This window comes from Sphingomonas sp. AC435 (assembly GCF_979253005.1).
Map to the genome: position 1 here is coordinate 175,615 of NZ_CEEDCJ010000003.1, position 16,801 is coordinate 192,415.

Here is a 16,801-nt window from a genome sequence, read left to right on the forward strand (position 1 = left end):
TTTATGCATGTCCAAAGAGCGGCTCGTGTTCGCGGTTTACGCTGGTGCCGGGTTGTAGGACAGCGGTTTGCCGGCGGTGCTTGCGGCCCCGATGTGCCGCCCCGGCAAGGGCCGGAATCCAGTCGCCTCCGACGCGTGGAATCTTGGTGGCGTTGCCGAGATTGGGCGTCTGCCGCCGTCGGAGGGCTCTGGTGACGGCCTGTGTTCCCGCGCAGGCGGGAGCTCTCACATCGTCGCTGCGTCCAGCAACAGCAGGATCTTGGCGTCGATCCCCAACCCCTCCGAGCGCTTCAGGCTGATGAAGGCGGGTACGTCCTCGACGGGCACCAGATGCACGGTGATGTCCTCCTGCGCATCGCCGCCACCTTCGCCGACGCGGGTCAGGCCGGTCGCGCGGACGATCGTGAAGCATTCGGAGGTCATGCCGGGCGACGAGTAGAACAGCCCCAGTTCCTCGACGGAATCGGCGCGAAAGCCGGTTTCCTCCTCCAGTTCGCGGCGGGCGCCGGTCGCGACCGACTCGCCGGCCTCTTCGTCGCCGATCAGACCGGCGGGTAGTTCGATCGTGCGCCTGCCGACCGGGATGCGGTGCTGTTCGACCAGCACCAGCCGGTTTTCGCCATCGATGGCGACGATCACCGCCGCGGCGATCTGGCCCCTGCGCTCGGCATATTCCCACGTCCCCTCCGTCACCACGGTGAGGAAGCGGCCTTCCCAAACGACGGTCTTCATAGCTCGATCACCCGGTCCGGCAATTCGTTGGTGTCGTTATCGGAGCGCGGAAAATGCTCCGCGAGCACGGTGCCGATCTGCGTCACGGCAGCGGCCATGCCGTCGCCTGGGCGACCGTCTTTCACCGCGAGGACCAAGGCCGCCATCGCCTCGCCCCAGCGTTCGGGCGCAACGCGGCTGTGGATCGCGGCATCGGCGACGATCTCCGCCCGGTGCTCCGCCAGCGACAGGTACAGGAGCACGCCGGTGCGACCGCGGGTGCGCTGTTCGGCGGCGGTGCGGAACAGCGTCATCGCCCGGGCGCGGACCCGCCGCGCCTTGGTCGCGCCGGGGGTCAGCGCCATGCGCAACGCGGGCAGCGCGAAGACGTAACGGCCGATCAGGAACGCCGCCGTCACCACCACCAGCGCGATCGTGTAGAGCGCGGCGGGCGTCGCCGGTCCGCTCCACGGATCGGCGACCAGCGCGTGCAGCCAGTCGGGCAGCCCCGGTACGCTCGCCAGCAAGGCCAGCGCGAGCAGCATCGTCAGCACCGCCCAGTGCAGGCCGACATCGTGGTACGCGTCCGACTGGCGCGCGACGATCGTGACGATCTCGCCATCGGTCTGGAGTTCCGCCGCCGTGACGGCCTGGGTGACGCGGGTGCGATCCGCTTCGCTCAACTGCATCACCAATCCCCCGAAGCGCCGCCGCCGCTGAAGCCGCCGCCACCGCCGCCGGAGAAGCCGCCATCGCCCCAGCCGCCACCGCCATCCGACGAGCCGCCACCCCAACCACCGCCGAAGCCGCCGCCGCTTTGCCCCGATCGGCCGATCTCGTTCGCGATCGACCACAGGACGATGGGCAGGGCGCCGCCATCGTTGCTGAAGCGTCGGCCGCGACCGTGCTTGCGTCCGACGATCGCGGGCAGGATGACGAAGCCGAGCACGACCAGCCAGAAGATCAGCCCGATCGGGATGCCGCCGCCGTTGTTGCGGCGCTGCGTCTTGTGCGTGCGGTCGAACTCCTTGATCGCCGCGTCGGTGCGCGCCTGCGCTTCCTCGGGCGAGGCGCGCAATTGCTTGTCGATCGCGTCGACACCGGCGATCATCGCCGAGTTGATGTCGTCGCCCGCGCGCAGCTTGGGCATCATCTGCTGCTGGATCATGACGCTGCTGAACGCGTCGGTCAGGATCGGCTCGAGTCCCGTGCCGACTTCCAGTCGCGGACCGCGCTGCCCGCCGGGGTTGTTCGGCGCGGCGAACAGCACCGCGCCGTTGTTGACGTCACGCAGGCCGACGCCCCAATTGCGGCCGAGCCGATACCCGTATTCGTCCAGCGGGTACCCTTGCGTATCGGACACCGTCGCGACCACGACCTGGCGCTTCGTATCCTTCTGCAATGCCTCCAGCTTTGTCGTCAGCACCGCCTCCGTCTCCGGAGACAGCACATTGGCGGCGTCGACCACATAGCCGGTAAATTTCGGGAAGGTCTGCGCCTGCGCGGCTCCTGCCGTCATCAGCAGGAGCAGCGCGGCGATCCAGCGCATCATGACGCTCAGCTGGCCCGATTAACTGGCGTTACCGAAGTTCACCGCCGGCGCCTGCTCCGCGCCGGGCGTGGTCGCCGCGAACGGCGTCAGCGGCTTGGCACCGTAGAAGATGCGCGCGCCGACCGCGTCCGGGAAGGTGCGGATGCGGGTGTTATACGCCTGCACCGCCTGGTTGTAATCGGTGCGGGCGATGGTGATGCGATTCTCCGTCCCCTCCAGCTGGCTCATCAGCGTGGTGTAGTTGCCCTGCGACTTCAGCTCCGGATAGGCCTCCTGAAGGCGCTGCAACGACAGCGTCAGCCCGGCCTGCGCCTGCTGATACGCCTGAACCTTGGCAGGGTCGGTCAGCTGGTCCGGCGCGACGCGGATCTGACTGGCGGAGGCGCGCGCCTGCGTCACCTGGGTCAGGATGTCCTTCTCCTGCGCACCCGCGGCACGCACGGTCGAGACGAGGTTGGGGATCAGGTCGGCGCGACGCTGATACTGGTTCTGCACATCGGCCCAGCGCGCCTTCGCATTCTCCTCCGCGGTCGGCACCGAGTTGATGCCGCACCCGGCCAACAGGGCCGAAGCGCCGATGAGAACGGTGATCGAACGACGGGACATGCGTGAAGCTCCTGCTGTCTGTCCTATGGATATAGGACACTCGTGCCGCTTGGCGAAGGGGAAAACGGGGGTTACCCTCGCGCAAGGATCAACGACGGCGAAAGGGGCCGATGATGCTCAAGGAATTCAAGGCGTTCATCGCGCGCGGTAACGTGCTGGACCTGGCCGTCGCGGTCATCATCGGCGCGGCGTTCAGCAAGATCGTGACCTCGCTGACCGAGGACGTGCTGATGCCGATCATCGGCAAGCTGTTCGGTGGACTGGATTTCTCCAGCTACTTCCTGACGATGGGACCGGTGCCGGCCGCTTTGCAGGGGTCGAGCGACTATGCCGCCCTGAAGAAGGCGGGCGTGCCGCTGCTCGGATATGGCGAGTTCGTGACCCAGGCGGTGAATTTCATCATCGTCGCCTTCATCATCTTCCTGATCGTGCGATCGGTCAGCAAGCTGCTGCCGAAACCCGAAGCTCCCGCGACGGCGGAACCGGCCGACGTGACGCTGCTGCGCGAAATCCGCGACGAGCTGAAGGCGCGGCCGCGCGTCTGAGGCTTCGCTGCCCACCTGTCGGCTCCCATCACTGCGCGAACGGGAGCCGATCGGCGTGATCGGCGGCAAGGCGCGCGTGCTTCGCCAGGGCTCGACACGAACGGTTCGAGCGGATGGCACGCGCTCCCACGTTCTGACGGTGCGAAACGCGTCGCACGAATGCGCGGCCGGAATGCTTTCGAACAAGCATCCCGGATCAGGCGCAGATGTCGTCTGTCGATCGTAGGCGGTCGATCAATAGGCCGGGCACGTGTTCGCGACAGCCGCGAGATTCTCGAGATGCCGCGGGATCGACCGGGCACCCAGAAAACGCTCCTTCGCATCGGTGGATTTCACCGTTACTTCGACTCCGTCCTTCATCAGATCAACGACGCGGTGCAGGAACTTGTGCTTGTCGCTTATCTTCTCCGGCACCGCTCCCAACGGACCGAGATACCCAATCGTGTGGGCAAGCCGATATCCCTTCTTGTGAAGGTAGCGGGCGACGAGATCGGCAAAGGCAGGATTGTTGTCGTTCTTGATGGAACTGTAGCACACGTCGCAGGAGATCGCGCCGAGATAGCGCTTCGGCAGGCCCTTCTCGATCAACCTGTCGACGACGACATTGTACGGCAGATATTCCTTCTGCCCGTAACCCGCCGAGTTGCTGACGTACGGCCGTCCCGCCAACCCGTGACCGGCGATCATGACCCGTGTCATCGGAGAAAATCCGAGACTCGCCAAGGGTTTGCCAGGGTCGTCATAGCATACGAGCGCGAACTTGCGCCCGTGATGAGTGCTGGCGCCGAGTGCCTCCGCCTTCTTAGTTTCCGCGATGAAATCACCGGCCTGATCCCTTTTGAACGGGATGAACACCAATCGGTCGACGGTCATCTTGATTCTCCCCCTGACAATTGCGGGGACAATCCGTCAGCATCGAACGCGAGTCAATATTCCACGCAGATCGATCCTGATCTTGACCGGAGCTAGAACAGCGATCGGTCGGGCGCAAAATTTGTTTGTGAAGTAGTTACAGGGTCTTGATCGCGACGGGTCGTAATTTCGAAATCCGGAGGGTGAGCGACGGTCGATCGGTGCGCCATAGCGCCGACGTCCGTTCAGACACCGCTATCCGCGCTCGCCTGCGCGCGCCGGTGCTGCCATGACGTTCCGGAATGGGTTCGCGCAGGCATGACAGGCCGGGATCGGCATCCGGCTTACGCCGCAACCAGGTCCTCGGCGGTGGCGTCGGCGAGGCTGGTGCCGTCGAGGATGCGAGCGGTTTCGTCGCGGACGCGCATCATCGCGTGACGGATTGCGCAGGCGGCTTCGTCGGCGCAGTCTGCACAGCGACGATAGGCGGTGCGGCTGACGCAGGGGACCAGCGCCAGCGGTCCTTCGATCACGCGAATGATGTCGCCGAGCGAGATCAGGTGCGACGGGCGGGACAGGCAATAGCCGCCGAGCTTGCCGCGGTGGCTGTGCACCAGTCCGGCATCGCGCAGGTCGGCGAAGATCAGCTCCAGAAACTTGCGCGGGACGTTCGCCTCCGCCGCGATCCGGGTCATCGGAATGGGCGGGCTCTGGGCCGGCGCGCGTGCCAGAAACAGCATGGCGCGCAGAGCATAACGGGAACGCTGGGTCAACATGATCGGTCCGCTATGGACCCGCATTGTGGCAAGCGGAAGGCCCCGGACCCGATGTCGTGAAAGACGTTGCGTCGATGCGCGCGACTACCTACATCCGTGGCTGCCGGGTTTACCCGGCTATAGCGATAAAAGGCGGCGCGCAATAGATGCAGCGGACCCGGGGGCGGTACCCGGCGGCTCCACCATTTACGCCGATCTGCAAACCGTTTCGGCGGGTGGCGGGACGGCGTAACTGACGGGGCCGAACTAGGATCGACGTGTGTTGAAAAACGCTGCTCTTCGCTCGGAATGGGACCACCGTAACGGCCCATTACACAAGTGCCAACGATAACGAAGCACTCGCGATTGCGGCGTAACTGAGGGCCTCACGGCCTAAGGTTACTCCAAAATAGCGCGGTTGGACCCCACCGGGCAACAGAAGGGGAATCCAGCGGTACGGGGAGCACCGGGCAACAGAAGCTCCCCACTTCCCCCTTTTGCTACCGGGCTTGCGACCCGCTCGCGCTGGGGCCGGTCGACGATGAGCTTTTGCCCTCTACTCACCCGTCACCCCGGACTCGTTCGCTACTTATCCCCCCGAGACACGTACCGATCTTATGTCTCCGCGGTGGCGTGGACTCACCACTGGGCTCCCGCCTTCGCGGGAGCACATGGGATGTCCCGTGCCTGTTCAAAGCGATAAGTACCGGCTCGTTCGGGTTTCACCGTGCCGATAACCCAGAGTTTCGCCCACTTGTCCGTCGAAAGCCGCGTAATGGACCCGGAACACGTCCGGGGTGCGCTTCGACGCACCCTCCCTCAGGGCACGGCTTACGTCGCCGATGCCAGTATGCAGTAGACGAGTACGGGAACGCCGATCAGCAGGATCATCAGCAAGAGGTTGAGATCGATCAGACGTTCCAGACCAGTGGCGTGGGCACGCGGCCGAGCACTGGGGCGTGCACTGGACCGGCCGCTGGGCGGTTGCGGGTGTTCCACGTCCTCGATGTGAAGGTGGAACCGGTGGGAGAAGAAGCTCTCCGGCCGCATGATCAGGTGCGGTTCGGTGGTTGCGGTCGGGCCTGTAGGGGCAATGGGCTCCGATCGGCGATCCATCGCCGATGCGTTATCGTCAGACATGGTGCGTTATCCGCTTATTCGAGAACACGGACGCGAGGGCGCGACCGTGGATCGTCAGATCGAATAAGTCCCGGACTCGGACCGGATGCCCGAGTCCGGGCTACAGGCGCGCGGCGAGTTGGCCGGCGTGGTTGCGGAAGCGCAAATATGTCGCGGGGGCGTACACAGGACATAGATGACAACTCCGTCATCTTTGGTCAAGCCCTGCCGGTAAATGCTTGAAGCGGCTCCGGGTCCGCACCGTTCACCGCGGCGTCGGGCGGCACTTGCCAGCGTCCATCGTCGATGCGACGCTCGGCGTCCGAAGAGGAGGCCGACATGCAAGAGGCGAACATACTAGTGATGCGGCGAGCGGCGATCCTGTGGACCGGCTCCGCCCTGGTGACGGGCTTCAATATCTTTGCGGCGTACGCACAGGATCAGCGTCTGGTGATGGGGGCGCTGGCCCTGACGGCGGCGTTCGCCCTGTTCGGGGTAGCCTTCGGGATCTGGGCCGCGCGCAAGGTCACGGCACGACCGTAGCGCGGCGGGCGGTGGTGGCTCCACGCGGTCGCCCATAAAAAAGGGGCCCGGTCGCCCGAGCCCCTTTTCGTCATTCCAAGACGAGGATCAGTCGCGATCGCCGGTCAGGAAGGCCGGCGCGAACTCGGGCGCGGGGCCGCGATCGTCATTGGCATCGTTGCCGCCGCTGCGGGGTGCGCGGTCGCCGCCACCGTCGCTGCGGGGGCCACGGTCGCCGCGGTCGCGACGCGGACCGCCACGGCCACCACCGTCACCGCCGCCACGCGGACCACGATCGCCGCCGCGGCCGCCATCACGCCCACCGTCACGGTCACCACCGCCGCTGCGCGGACCGCGGGGACCGCGGTCGCCGCCTTCGCGGGGCTCGCGGGCCGGACGCGTGTCCTCCAGCTCGGCACCGGTTTCCTGATCGACGACGCGCATGGACAGGCGAACCTTGCCGCGCGGATCGATTTCCAGGACCTTGACCTTCACGTCCTGCCCCTCGGACAGGACGTCGGCGACCTTCTCAACGCGCTCGTTCTTGATCTCGGACACGTGGACGAGACCGTCCTTGCCGCCCATGAAGTTCACGAACGCCCCGAAATCGACGAGGTTGACGACCTTGCCGTCGTAGATCTTGCCGACCTCGGCCTCTTCGACCAGGCCCTTGATCCACTTGATCGCGGCTTCGATCTGCGCCGGATCGGACGACGACACCTTGATGACGCCCTCATCGTCGATGTCGACCTTCGCGCCGGTGGTGGCGACGATCTCGCGGATCACCTTGCCGCCGGTGCCGATCACTTCGCGGATCTTCGACTTGTCGATCGTGAAGCTCTCGATACGCGGTGCGTGCGCCGACAGTTCCGAACGGGTCGAGTCGAGCGCCTTCGCCATTTCGCCGAGGATGTGGGCGCGGCCCTCATGCGCCTGCGCCAGCGCGACCTTCATGATCTCCTCGGTGATGCCGGCGATCTTGATGTCCATCTGGAGCGACGTGATGCCCTCCGACGTACCGGCCACCTTGAAGTCCATGTCGCCGAGGTGATCCTCGTCGCCCAGGATGTCGGACAGGACGGCGAAGTCCTTGCCCTCCAGGATCAGGCCCATCGCGATGCCCGACACCGGGCGCTTCAGCGGCACGCCGGCATCCATCATCGACAGCGAACCGCCGCACACCGTCGCCATCGACGACGAGCCGTTCGACTCGGTGATGTCGGACAGGACGCGGATCGTGTACGGGAACTCCTCCTTCGTCGGCAGCACCGGGTGCAGCGCGCGCCACGCCAGCTTGCCGTGACCGACTTCGCGACGGCCCGGCGCGCCGAAGCGGCCGACTTCACCGACCGAATAGGGCGGGAAGTTGTAGTGGAGCATGAAGTGCTCGTAATTCAGCCCGTTCAGGCCGTCGATCATCTGCTCCGCATCGCGGGTGCCCAGCGTCGTGGTGCAGATCGACTGCGTCTCGCCGCGGGTGAACAGCGCCGAACCATGCGCGCGGGGCAGGAAGTGGACCATCGCCTCGATCGGACGGATCTGCGTGGTGGTGCGACCGTCGATCCGCACGCCGTCCTTCAGGATGGCGCCGCGGACGATGTCCGCCTCCAGCTTCTTCACCAGCTTCAGCGACGCGAGATACTCGGCCGGGTTCTCGTGCTTGAGGCCCTCCAGCTCGGTGCGCGCCTTGGTGCGGGCCTCGTTGATCGCGGTCTGGCGCGCCTGCTTGTCGCGCAGCTTGTACGCAGCGGTCAGGTCGTTGCCGATGATCGCCTTCAGCTTGGCCTTCACGGCCTTCGCATCGACGCCGGCCTTCAGCTCCCAAGGCTCCTTGGCGGCCTGCTCGGCGAGATCGATGATCGCGTCGATCACCTGCTGCGACGCCCGGTGCGCGAACATCACCGCACCCAGCATGACCTCTTCCGACAGCTCCTTGGCTTCGGATTCGACCATCATCACCGCGTCGTGCGTGGCGGCGACGACGAGGTCGAGCTCGCCCGACTTCACCTGATCGATCGTCGGGTTCAGGACGTACTCGCCGTCGACATAGCCGACGCGTGCCGCACCGATCGGGCCCATGAACGGCACGCCGGAAATCGTCAGGGCCGCCGACGCCGCGACCATCGCGAGGATGTCCGGCTCGTTCTCGCCGTCATAGCTGAGCACCTGGCAGATCACGTTGATCTCGTTCAGGAACTCTTCCGGGAACAGCGGGCGGATCGGACGATCGATCAGGCGGCTGGTCAGCGTCTCCTTTTCGGTCGCGCCACGCTCACGCTTGAAGAAGCCGCCGGGGATGCGACCCGCGGCCGAATACTTCTCCTGATAATGGACGGTCAGCGGGAAGAAATCCTGCCCCTCCTTCACCGACTTGGCGGCGGTCACCGCGCACAGCACGACGGTTTCGCCGAGCGTCGCGAGCACTGCGCCATCGGCCTGGCGGGCGACGCGGCCCGTTTCCAGCGTCAGCGTCTTGCCGCCCCATTGGGTGGTTACGGTCTTGGTATCGAACATATCGTTTCCTTCACTCCCGACGCCAGATGCGACGGGGGCCTATGTGCGGACTTAGCCGGTCCGCGGCGGTGTGGGGCGAGTTGTCGCCCCCGCGCCAGCGCCACCGAATTGCGGGCTGGCCGATACGAGAAGGGCGACCCGCAGGCCGCCCTTCCGAATTACTTGCGAAGGCCAAGCTTCGCGATCAGCGCCAGATACCGGTCGCCATCCTTGTGGCGGAGGTAGTCGAGCAGCGAGCGACGCTTGTTGACCAGCATCAGAAGGCCACGACGCGAGTGGTTGTCCTTCTTGTGATCCTTGAAATGCTCGGTCAGGTTGCGGATACGCTCGGTCAGGATCGCGACCTGCACCTCGGGGGAGCCGGTGTCGCCGTCCTGGCGCGCATGCTCCTTGACGAGTTCGGTCTTGCGCTCTGCGGTAATCGTCATGAATCTTCCTTCGACATCGTCACGTTGAAGCCCCTGACGACCCGCACCTCTCCTGCGACAACATCGACCAGCGCCACCGGCACATCGTCGAGCATCGCAAAGGCCGCGCCGTCGGTGGCTGCGATCCCGGCCAGTACACGCCCCTGTCGGAGCGCCCCTGCCTGGTCGGGGGTGAGGGAAAAAGCCGGGATGTCGTCCAGCCCCGCCCTCAACGGCAGGAGTATCTGTTCAAGGGCGCGCGCCTGCCCGAGTTCGTCCAGTTTGTCCAGCGATATCGCCTGCGACAGGTCGAACGGACCGGCCTTCGTCCGCCGTAGCATGGTCACGTGCCCGACCGTGCCGAGCGCCAGCGCGATGTCCCGCGCGAGACTGCGGATATAGGTGCCCTTGGAGACATGGGCGAGGAGGGTGGCTTCTTCCAGTTCCTCCACGATACGGGGAGGTGGCGCGCCCGCAGGGCGGGATGGAGGGGCGGTCACGAGCGGCGCTGCTTGCGGTTCCCCCTCCACCAGCGTCGCTGGTCCACCTCCCCGTGCCGGGAAGGATTGGAGGGAGAAGATCGTCACATCGCGGCTGGCCAGCACCACCTCCTCGCCCGCCCTCGCGAGGTCGTAGGCGCGCTCGCCATCGATCTTCAGCGCGGAATAGGCCGGCGGCACCTGCGCGACCGGGCCGGTGAAGCGCGGCAGCACCGCCTCCAGCGCCGTCGCCGTCGGCCGGACCGGCGAAGTCGCGATCACCACGCCCTCGGCGTCCAGCGTGTCCGTCTGCTCGCCGAAACGGAACGTGAAGGCATAGATCTTGTCGCCGTCGAGCAAGCGGCCGGCCAGCTTCGTTGCCTCGCCGACAGCGATCGGCAGCACGCCCGTGGCGAGCGGATCGAGCGTGCCGCCGTGGCCGACCTTGAACTTGCCGTAGCCGCCTTGTCGCAGGGCGCGCTTGACGGCGCTGACGCCCTGCGTGGAGCCGAGCCCCAGCGGCTTGTCGAGTATGATCCATCCGTGCATCGCCGCGCCTCTACCCGACGCGAGTGGAAACGTCAGCGCTTTGCGACGCGCTTTCCACCCTTCGACGGGGGCGCGACGGTGGCGACGATACTCTTCACGCCGCAGGTGACGTTCGGGTAGCGCAGGAAGCGGATGCGCGAGAAGCGGTCGAACGTGCCGTTGCTGTCGGTGGTATAGCTCAGCGTGTCGAGATTGCCGATATGGGGGCAGGGGCCGGTCGTGGTCACGCGGTACCAATGCTCCGTGCGGTCCCGGACCAGCAGAACGTCGCGGGTCGGGCCGAACTCCCAATCCCGCAGACCGCCGTTGCCGGCAAAGCTGATGACGGTTTCCTTTTCGGGGGGCGCGGCGGCTGTGGCGGTCTGGATCAGGGCGGCGGCGAGGATCGGAAGAAGCATAAGTTTCTCCTTATTTGGTAATCGCTTAACCGGCGCTGACAGGCTCCGTTCCGGCGAGTGCGGCGCAGTAATGGCGGCGGCATAAAGCGACGTAGCGGTCGTTGCCGCCGATCTCGGTCTGGCGACCTTCCGCGACGGGACGGCCTTCGTGATCGACGCGCAGGTTCATCGTTGCCTTCCGCCCACACTGGCAGACCGACTTGATCTCGACCAGCGAGTCCGCCAGCGCGAGTAACCGCGCCGAGCCCTCGAACAGGCGCGCCTGAAAGTCGGTGCGTAAACCGTACGCCAGCACGGGAATGTCGTGGACGTCCGCCAGCCGGGCGAGCTGGTCGACCTGCCCGGCGGTCAGGAATTGCGCCTCGTCGACGAGGGTGCAGGCGATCCGCTCCGCTGCATGCCGGGAGAGCACGCACGCCTCGATATCGGTCAGCGCGTCGAACGCCGTTGCCGGCTGGGTCAGGCCGATCCGCGACGTGATCGTACCCCGTGCGAACCGGTCGTCGATCGCCGCGGTGAACAGCATCGTCGCCATCCCGCGCTCACGATAGTTGAAGTCGGCCTGGAGCAGGTTGGTCGACTTTCCCGCGTTCATCGACGCGTAGTAGAAATACAGCTTGGCCATGTCAGGCGAGCGTTTCGACGGGGATGGGGGACGATGACCCGGCGAGACTGGCCAGTTTCGCCTCGAAGCTGACGAAGCCGTCGGTGTCGCGTCCGCCGAGGATGTGCATCATGTCCGCAAAATCGGCTCCCGCCGCAAACCGGTCGATCGCCCATTCGGTCAAGTCGCGGTTCATGACAGAAACGGAGGGGAGGCGCAGAACGTCCTTTAGCGTGGCCGCAAGGTCGCTGCGTGGCATCCGGTAACTTGAGCGCAGGACCCACGCTGTCTCGAGAAGGACGGTGTCGGCGATGAAGCAATCCTGGGTTAGTAGAAAATGCTCGGCAAAGGGCGATTGCACGGGATCATCCTGCGTCACGTAGCGGACGATGATGTTGGTATCGACTGCTTTCACCGGTCCCAGTCCGGTCCGCCATTCGCCCACATCTTTGCAATTGATGCGCTCATGTCTTCGAGCGGAATGGGCGGACCATCATACCGGACGCGCGCGCGGATTCGCGCCGTAACCACATCGAACGGTTCTTTCAGCCCAGCCGGACGGCGTCGCAAGAGCACGCCGTCCGGTCGCTCGATCACGTCGAGCCGGTCGCCGGGTGACAGATGCAGACGGTCGCGAACATCCTTTGGGATGACGACCTGACCTTTTCCAGAGATGATTGTCTGCGCATTCATACCGGTAAGATGCGTCTTACCGGCGGCTGCGTCAATCGTCGATCAGGTCGCGCGCGACGGCCGGCTGGCGGAGCAGCGCGTCGATATGGCTGCCCTCGTCGAAGCTTTCGTCCGCCAGGAATTTGAGCTTGGCCGCGTATTTGTTCTGCACTCGGGCCGCGACCTCACGCTGGAGGTATGCCGTATTGGTGCGCAGTGCCTTCAGAACCGCGTCTTCGTCCTTGCCGAGCAGCGGCTTCACGAACACCGTTGCGTGGCGCAGGTCGGGGGACATGCGCACCTCCGTGATCGACACGACGTGCTTGGCCAGCACATCGTCGTGCACGTCGCCGCGGGCGAGGATTTCGGACAGGACGTGGCGCACCTGTTCCCCCACGCGCAGAACGCGAACGGACTTTTCGGGAGCGGCTTCGTCCTTACGCATCGTGTCGGTCCTGCGGTGCTGACGCCGCCTCGTAGAAAGTGGTGGGCGTGTAGAAGGTCAGGCGATTGCTCGCCGGATCGGTGATCGTGATCTCGCGCGTACCCCAAGGCGTCTCGCCGGGAACGCCGGGTCGCGCATTGCCGTGATGCTTGGCGAGCAGGTCCGCGGCGAATGCCACTACGTCGTCGACGGGAATACGGATCGCCGACCCCGGCGTGGCATCGCCATAATGTTCCGACAGGTGCAGCACGCAGTCGCCGCGCCGCACGCCCCGGTACAACGGCAACCCGGGTTCGAAGCGGTGCTCGAACACCGTCTCGAACCCGAGGAAGTCGATGTAGAACGCCGTGGTCCGCGCCTCGTCGAAGCTGCGCAGGATCGGGATCGGCGCCTCGAACATCGTCGCCTTACAGCGTCCGCTCGCGCATCTCGACCTCGAACGTCTCCAGGAAGTCGCCCGGCTTGATGTCGACGAAGTTCGACGTGAAGGTCACGCCGCACTCCAGACCCGCACGCACTTCAGGGACATCGTCCTTGAAGCGGCGCAGCGACGCGATCTCACCCTGGTAGATGATGACGTCGTTGCGCGTGATGCGTGCCTTGAGCGCCTTGCGGATGACACCATCGACGACCAGCAGACCCGCCGCCTTGCCGTGCTTGCCGGCGGAGAAGACGTCGCGGATTTCCGCTCGGCCCACCACCGTCTCGAACGCTTCCGGCCCGAGCTCGCCCGCCATGCCGGCGCGAATCTCGTCGGTCAGGTCGTAGATGACGTCGTAGTACTTCAACGCCACCTTGTGCCGCTCGGCGATCTCCCGCGCCTTCGCATTCGCACGAACATTGAAGCCGATGATCGGCGCACCGCTGGCACCGGCCAGCGTCACGTCGCTCTCGGTGATGCCGCCGACGCCCGAGTGCAGGATGCGGGCGCGGATCGCGTCGGTGGAGATCTTGTTGATCGCCCCGACGATCGCCTCGACCGTCCCTTGCGTATCGGCCTTCACGACCAGCGGATACTCGATCGCCTGCTTGTCCTTCAGCGCGGAGAACATGCTCTCGAGGCTGGCGGGAGCGGTCGTCGTCCGCTTCTGGGTGATGACGCCTTGACGATACTCCGCGACCTCGCGGGCGCGCGCCTCGTTCTCGACGACCTGCAGCGGATCGCCCGCGGACGGCACGCCGGACAGGCCTAGCACCTCGACCGGCATTGACGGTCCGGCTTCCTTGATCTGGCGACCCTTGTCGTCGACCAGCGCACGGACCTTGCCGCTCTCCGCGCCGACGACGAACACGTCGCCGACCTTCAGGGTGCCGCGATTGACGAGCACCGTCGCGACGGGGCCGCGGCCCTTGTCCAGCTTCGCCTCGATCACGGTGCCTTCGCCCGGACGATCGGGGTTGGCGGACAGTTCGAGCAGTTCGGCCTGAAGCTGGATCTTCTCGATCAGTGTATCGAGGCCGAGCTTCTTGAGCGCGGACACTTCGACGTCCTGCGTTTCGCCGCCCATCTCCTCGACGACGACCTCATGCTCCAGCAGGCGCTCGCGCACCTTCTGGGCATTCGCCTCGTGCTTGTCGATCTTGTTGATCGCCACGATCATCGGCACGCCGGCCGCCTTGGTGTGGTTGATCGCTTCGATCGTCTGCGGCATCAGCCCGTCGTCCGCGGCCACCACCAGCACGACGATGTCGGTGACGTTGGCGCCGCGCGAGCGCATGTCGCTGAACGCTTCATGGCCCGGGGTGTCGAGGAACGTGACCTTCGACTTGTCTTTCAACGTGACCTGATACGCACCGATATGCTGGGTGATGCCACCCGCCTCGCCGCGGACCACGTCGGTGCCGCGAAGGGCGTCGAGCAGCGACGTCTTGCCGTGATCGACGTGACCCATGATCGTGACGACCGGCGGACGCGACCGCAGCGTGTCGGCGGCATCCTCCGTCGTGTCGAGCACCAGATCGATGTCGGCATCGCTGACACGAACGATGTTGTGGCCGAATTCGGTCACCAGCAACTCGGCCGTGTCCTGATCGATCGTCTGCGTCATCGTGACGGGCATGCCCATCTTGAACAGCGTCTTGACCAGATCCGCACCCTTTTCGGCCATGCGGTTGGCAAGCTCCTGCACCGTGATGGCATCGGGCACCTGCACGTCGCGGACCTGCTTGGCCTGCGGCTCGCGATTGCCGCCGAAGCCACGCTTCTCCTTCTCGCGCGCGCGCTTCAGCGCGGCGAGGCTGCGCGAACGCGCACCGTCGTCGCCCAATGCGCGGTTGACGGTCAGCTTGCCGCCGCGACGCTCGTCACCCTTGCGATCGCGCTGCGTCGGCCGGCTGGGGACGCTGTTGCGTGGCGTGGCCGAGCCGGACGTGAACGCACGCGGCTGGGCGGACCCACCCGATGCCGCGGGAGCGGACGTCGGCGCAGCGGCAGCAGGCTGCTCCACGGGCTTGGGCGCAGGCTTCGGAATTTCCGGCCGCGCGACCGGCGAGAAACGGCGCGGGGCCGGCATCGACGGGTCGCGGGCCAACTCGATCGTCGGCGCAGGCGCGGGGGCAGGTGCAGGCGTCGGCGCTGCCCGCACTGGCGCAGGGGTCGGTGTCGGGGCGGGAGCCGGTGCCGCGGGAGCAGGGGCGGCTTCGGCGACCGGTGCGGCCTCGGGCTGCGGCTCGGGCGTCGGCGGCGCCGGCCGCTCGACCGGGCGGAAGCCACGGCCCGCGGGGGTCGGCACCACGACGGGGGCGGCGGGAGCCGGCGCAGGCGCGGCTTCTGCGACCGGAGCGGGCTCCGGCGCAGCCGGCGTCTCGACGACGGGCGCGGCGGCAGGGGCTGCCGCACGCTCTTCGGCGCGACGACGCTCGTCCTCGGCGGCACGAGCCCGGTCGGCGTCCTCGCGGCGGCGGGCATCCTCCAGCGTGTGCATGCGCTGATCCTCGGCCTCGCGCAGCATGCGGGCCTGACGCTCCTGTGCCGTCTCGTTCGACGGGGCGGGGCGGGGGGCAGGCGCGGCGGCAGGTGCCGGCGCGGCCTCGACCGGCGCGGATGCGGCGGCCTCTACCTGCGGCTCGGCAGCGGGCGCGGGATCGCCCGGGCGACGCAGGACGCGCGCCTTCTTCGTTTCCACGATCACCGTATTGGAGCGGCCGTGGCTGAAGCTCTGCTTCACCTTGCCGGTCTCGACCGTGCGTCGCAGCCCCAAAGGCGCGCGCATTCCGAGTTTCGGCTTGTCGTTGTCGGTGTCGCTCACTCAAATTCCTCGTGCACAGTCGCGGCCGGTGACGCCCCGGCCCGGATGTCATCCGGGCGGTGCGCCGATGCGCCTTGCGAGGCCGTTTCGCAAGGGGCCGTGGGTTCGCGCAGATGGTCCTGCGGCGATCCCGGTTGGGGTTCGGGTCCGATGAAATGCAGCCAGCGGCCGAGCGCATCGCTCACCCGCTTCGCCGCCAGCCGGTCGGTCAGGCCGATATGTACCACATTCTCGCGGCCCAGCGCCAACGACAATATGGGGCGTTCTACCGGCAACGCCAACCCCTTCAGGGCGGAACCTTCACGATCCGATCCGACCCGCCACGCCTGCGCCAGCTTGGCGCGGCCGTCGAGGCCCGAGTCGGCTGCATGGTACAGCGCGTGAAGCTGGCCGGAACGCGCCGCCGTCTCGATCCGGTCGAACCCGGTCAACAGCATACCGCCACGCGCCTCCAGCCCCAGCCGGTCGAGCGCGTTACGCTCCAGCGCCGACGTTATCAGCGCGGGCAGATCGTCGCCGAGTTCGAACTCGCCGGTCTTGAATGCCCGCGCCAGGGCACCGCGCAGGCGACCTTTATTGTAGCTGGCGATCAGTTCGGCGCGATCCACGCCGATCCACGCACCGCGGCCGGGGGCCTTGGCGCGCACGTCCGGCAGCACCCGCCCGTCAGGGGCGAGCGCCAGCCGGATCAGCTGCGCGCGCGAGTCGTGCTCCCGGCTCAGGATACACTTGCGGGTGGGATCGTCCTCTCGCGAGGACGCGTCCGGCCGCGAAGAGGCGTCCGTCAGGGTCTCATTGCGAGGGGTCCGCATGCGCGTCCTCC

General features: G+C 66.4%; 20 protein-coding genes and 1 other RNA gene. 3 read left to right on the forward strand and 18 right to left on the reverse strand.

The window, feature by feature from the left end:
- Nucleotides 1-225 precede the first annotated feature (225 nt).
- The 4 genes from AC0CH8_RS07180 to AC0CH8_RS07195 are packed head-to-tail and all read right to left on the reverse strand — an operon-like array spanning nt 226 to nt 2,869.
- Complete coding sequence (locus AC0CH8_RS07180; RefSeq protein ID WP_465239289.1) at nt 226-732, reverse strand: NUDIX hydrolase; 507 nt, start codon at nt 730-732, stop codon at nt 226-228.
- A complete protein-coding gene (locus tag AC0CH8_RS07185) occupies nt 729-1,400 on the reverse strand; it encodes a TPM domain-containing protein (protein ID WP_465239290.1) in 672 nt (223 codons plus the stop codon). Before AC0CH8_RS07185 ends, AC0CH8_RS07180 begins: the two co-directional genes overlap by 4 nt.
- Complete coding sequence (locus AC0CH8_RS07190) at nt 1,400-2,263, reverse strand: TPM domain-containing protein (RefSeq protein WP_465239291.1); 864 nt, start codon at nt 2,261-2,263, stop codon at nt 1,400-1,402. The genes AC0CH8_RS07185 and AC0CH8_RS07190 overlap by 1 nt, the downstream gene beginning before the upstream one ends.
- Nucleotides 2,264-2,281: 18 nt before the next feature.
- Nucleotides 2,282-2,869: a LemA family protein gene (locus tag AC0CH8_RS07195; RefSeq protein ID WP_465239292.1), complete on the reverse strand. Its 588-nt coding sequence runs from the start codon at nt 2,867-2,869 to the stop codon at nt 2,282-2,284.
- A gap of 113 nt (nt 2,870-2,982) precedes the next feature.
- Here AC0CH8_RS07195 and mscL point away from each other — a divergent pair, with 113 nt between their 5' ends.
- On the forward strand, nt 2,983-3,414 hold the full coding sequence (mscL, locus tag AC0CH8_RS07200; protein WP_211534548.1) for a large conductance mechanosensitive channel protein MscL: 432 nt from the start codon (nt 2,983-2,985) through the stop codon (nt 3,412-3,414).
- A gap of 234 nt (nt 3,415-3,648) precedes the next feature.
- On the opposite strand, the gene AC0CH8_RS07205 is transcribed toward mscL, so the two are convergent.
- Both AC0CH8_RS07205 and AC0CH8_RS07210 read right to left on the reverse strand, forming a co-directional pair.
- Nucleotides 3,649-4,287: a hypothetical protein gene (locus AC0CH8_RS07205; protein ID WP_465239293.1), complete on the reverse strand. Its 639-nt coding sequence runs from the start codon at nt 4,285-4,287 to the stop codon at nt 3,649-3,651.
- Between the two features lie 323 nt (nt 4,288-4,610).
- A complete protein-coding gene (locus AC0CH8_RS07210) occupies nt 4,611-5,042 on the reverse strand; it encodes an RrF2 family transcriptional regulator (protein ID WP_204199526.1) in 432 nt (143 codons plus the stop codon).
- A 62-nt stretch (nt 5,043-5,104) separates the two neighbouring features.
- Here AC0CH8_RS07210 and ssrA point away from each other — a divergent pair.
- Nucleotides 5,105-5,472, forward strand: a transfer-messenger RNA (tmRNA) gene (gene ssrA, locus AC0CH8_RS07215).
- Nucleotides 5,473-5,852: 380 nt separating this feature from the next.
- Here the strand turns inward: ssrA and AC0CH8_RS07220 are convergent.
- Nucleotides 5,853-6,161 (reverse strand): hypothetical protein, encoded by a 309-nt coding sequence (locus AC0CH8_RS07220; RefSeq protein ID WP_465239294.1) that lies wholly within the window; start codon nt 6,159-6,161, stop codon nt 5,853-5,855.
- A gap of 318 nt (nt 6,162-6,479) precedes the next feature.
- On the opposite strand from AC0CH8_RS07220, the gene AC0CH8_RS07225 reads away from it, so the two are divergent.
- Nucleotides 6,480-6,683, forward strand: a complete 204-nt coding sequence (locus tag AC0CH8_RS07225) for a hypothetical protein (protein WP_465239295.1) — start codon at nt 6,480-6,482, stop codon at nt 6,681-6,683.
- Nucleotides 6,684-6,770: 87 nt separating this feature from the next.
- Here AC0CH8_RS07225 and pnp read toward each other — a convergent pair whose 3' ends face one another.
- From pnp to AC0CH8_RS07280, 11 genes are all read right to left on the reverse strand, one after another.
- Nucleotides 6,771-9,176 (reverse strand): polyribonucleotide nucleotidyltransferase, encoded by a 2,406-nt coding sequence (gene pnp, locus AC0CH8_RS07230; RefSeq protein ID WP_465239296.1) that lies wholly within the window; start codon nt 9,174-9,176, stop codon nt 6,771-6,773.
- Nucleotides 9,177-9,334: 158 nt separating this feature from the next.
- Nucleotides 9,335-9,604, reverse strand: coding sequence for a 30S ribosomal protein S15 (rpsO, locus tag AC0CH8_RS07235; RefSeq protein ID WP_055841353.1), 270 nt, complete (start codon nt 9,602-9,604; stop codon nt 9,335-9,337).
- Nucleotides 9,601-10,611 carry a tRNA pseudouridine(55) synthase TruB gene (gene truB / locus AC0CH8_RS07240; protein ID WP_465239297.1) on the reverse strand — a complete coding sequence of 337 codons (1,011 nt, stop codon included), beginning with the start codon at nt 10,609-10,611 and terminating at the stop codon, nt 9,601-9,603. The genes rpsO and truB overlap by 4 nt, the downstream gene beginning before the upstream one ends.
- A gap of 32 nt (nt 10,612-10,643) precedes the next feature.
- Complete coding sequence (locus AC0CH8_RS07245) at nt 10,644-11,009, reverse strand: DUF6491 family protein (protein ID WP_204199521.1); 366 nt, start codon at nt 11,007-11,009, stop codon at nt 10,644-10,646.
- A 25-nt stretch (nt 11,010-11,034) separates the two neighbouring features.
- Nucleotides 11,035-11,634: a thymidine kinase gene (locus tag AC0CH8_RS07250; protein WP_204199520.1), complete on the reverse strand. Its 600-nt coding sequence runs from the start codon at nt 11,632-11,634 to the stop codon at nt 11,035-11,037.
- Between the two features lies 1 nt (nt 11,635).
- Nucleotides 11,636-12,058 (reverse strand): type II toxin-antitoxin system VapC family toxin, encoded by a 423-nt coding sequence (locus AC0CH8_RS07255; protein ID WP_465239298.1) that lies wholly within the window; start codon nt 12,056-12,058, stop codon nt 11,636-11,638.
- Nucleotides 12,025-12,306, reverse strand: coding sequence for an AbrB/MazE/SpoVT family DNA-binding domain-containing protein (locus tag AC0CH8_RS07260; protein WP_465239299.1), 282 nt, complete (start codon nt 12,304-12,306; stop codon nt 12,025-12,027). Before AC0CH8_RS07260 ends, AC0CH8_RS07255 begins: the two co-directional genes overlap by 34 nt.
- Before the next feature lie 31 nt (nt 12,307-12,337).
- Complete coding sequence (gene rbfA / locus AC0CH8_RS07265) at nt 12,338-12,730, reverse strand: 30S ribosome-binding factor RbfA (protein ID WP_465239300.1); 393 nt, start codon at nt 12,728-12,730, stop codon at nt 12,338-12,340.
- Nucleotides 12,723-13,130 (reverse strand): glyoxalase superfamily protein, encoded by a 408-nt coding sequence (locus AC0CH8_RS07270; RefSeq protein WP_465239301.1) that lies wholly within the window; start codon nt 13,128-13,130, stop codon nt 12,723-12,725. Before AC0CH8_RS07270 ends, rbfA begins: the two co-directional genes overlap by 8 nt.
- Nucleotides 13,131-13,137: 7 nt before the next feature.
- The gene (gene infB, locus AC0CH8_RS07275; RefSeq protein ID WP_465239302.1) at nt 13,138-15,978 is read right to left on the reverse strand and encodes a translation initiation factor IF-2; all 2,841 of its coding nucleotides are present in this window, start codon (nt 15,976-15,978) and stop codon (nt 13,138-13,140) included.
- Nucleotides 15,975-16,790 carry a DUF448 domain-containing protein gene (locus AC0CH8_RS07280; protein WP_465239303.1) on the reverse strand — a complete coding sequence of 272 codons (816 nt, stop codon included), beginning with the start codon at nt 16,788-16,790 and terminating at the stop codon, nt 15,975-15,977. Before AC0CH8_RS07280 ends, infB begins: the two co-directional genes overlap by 4 nt.
- Nucleotides 16,791-16,801 lie beyond the last annotated feature (11 nt).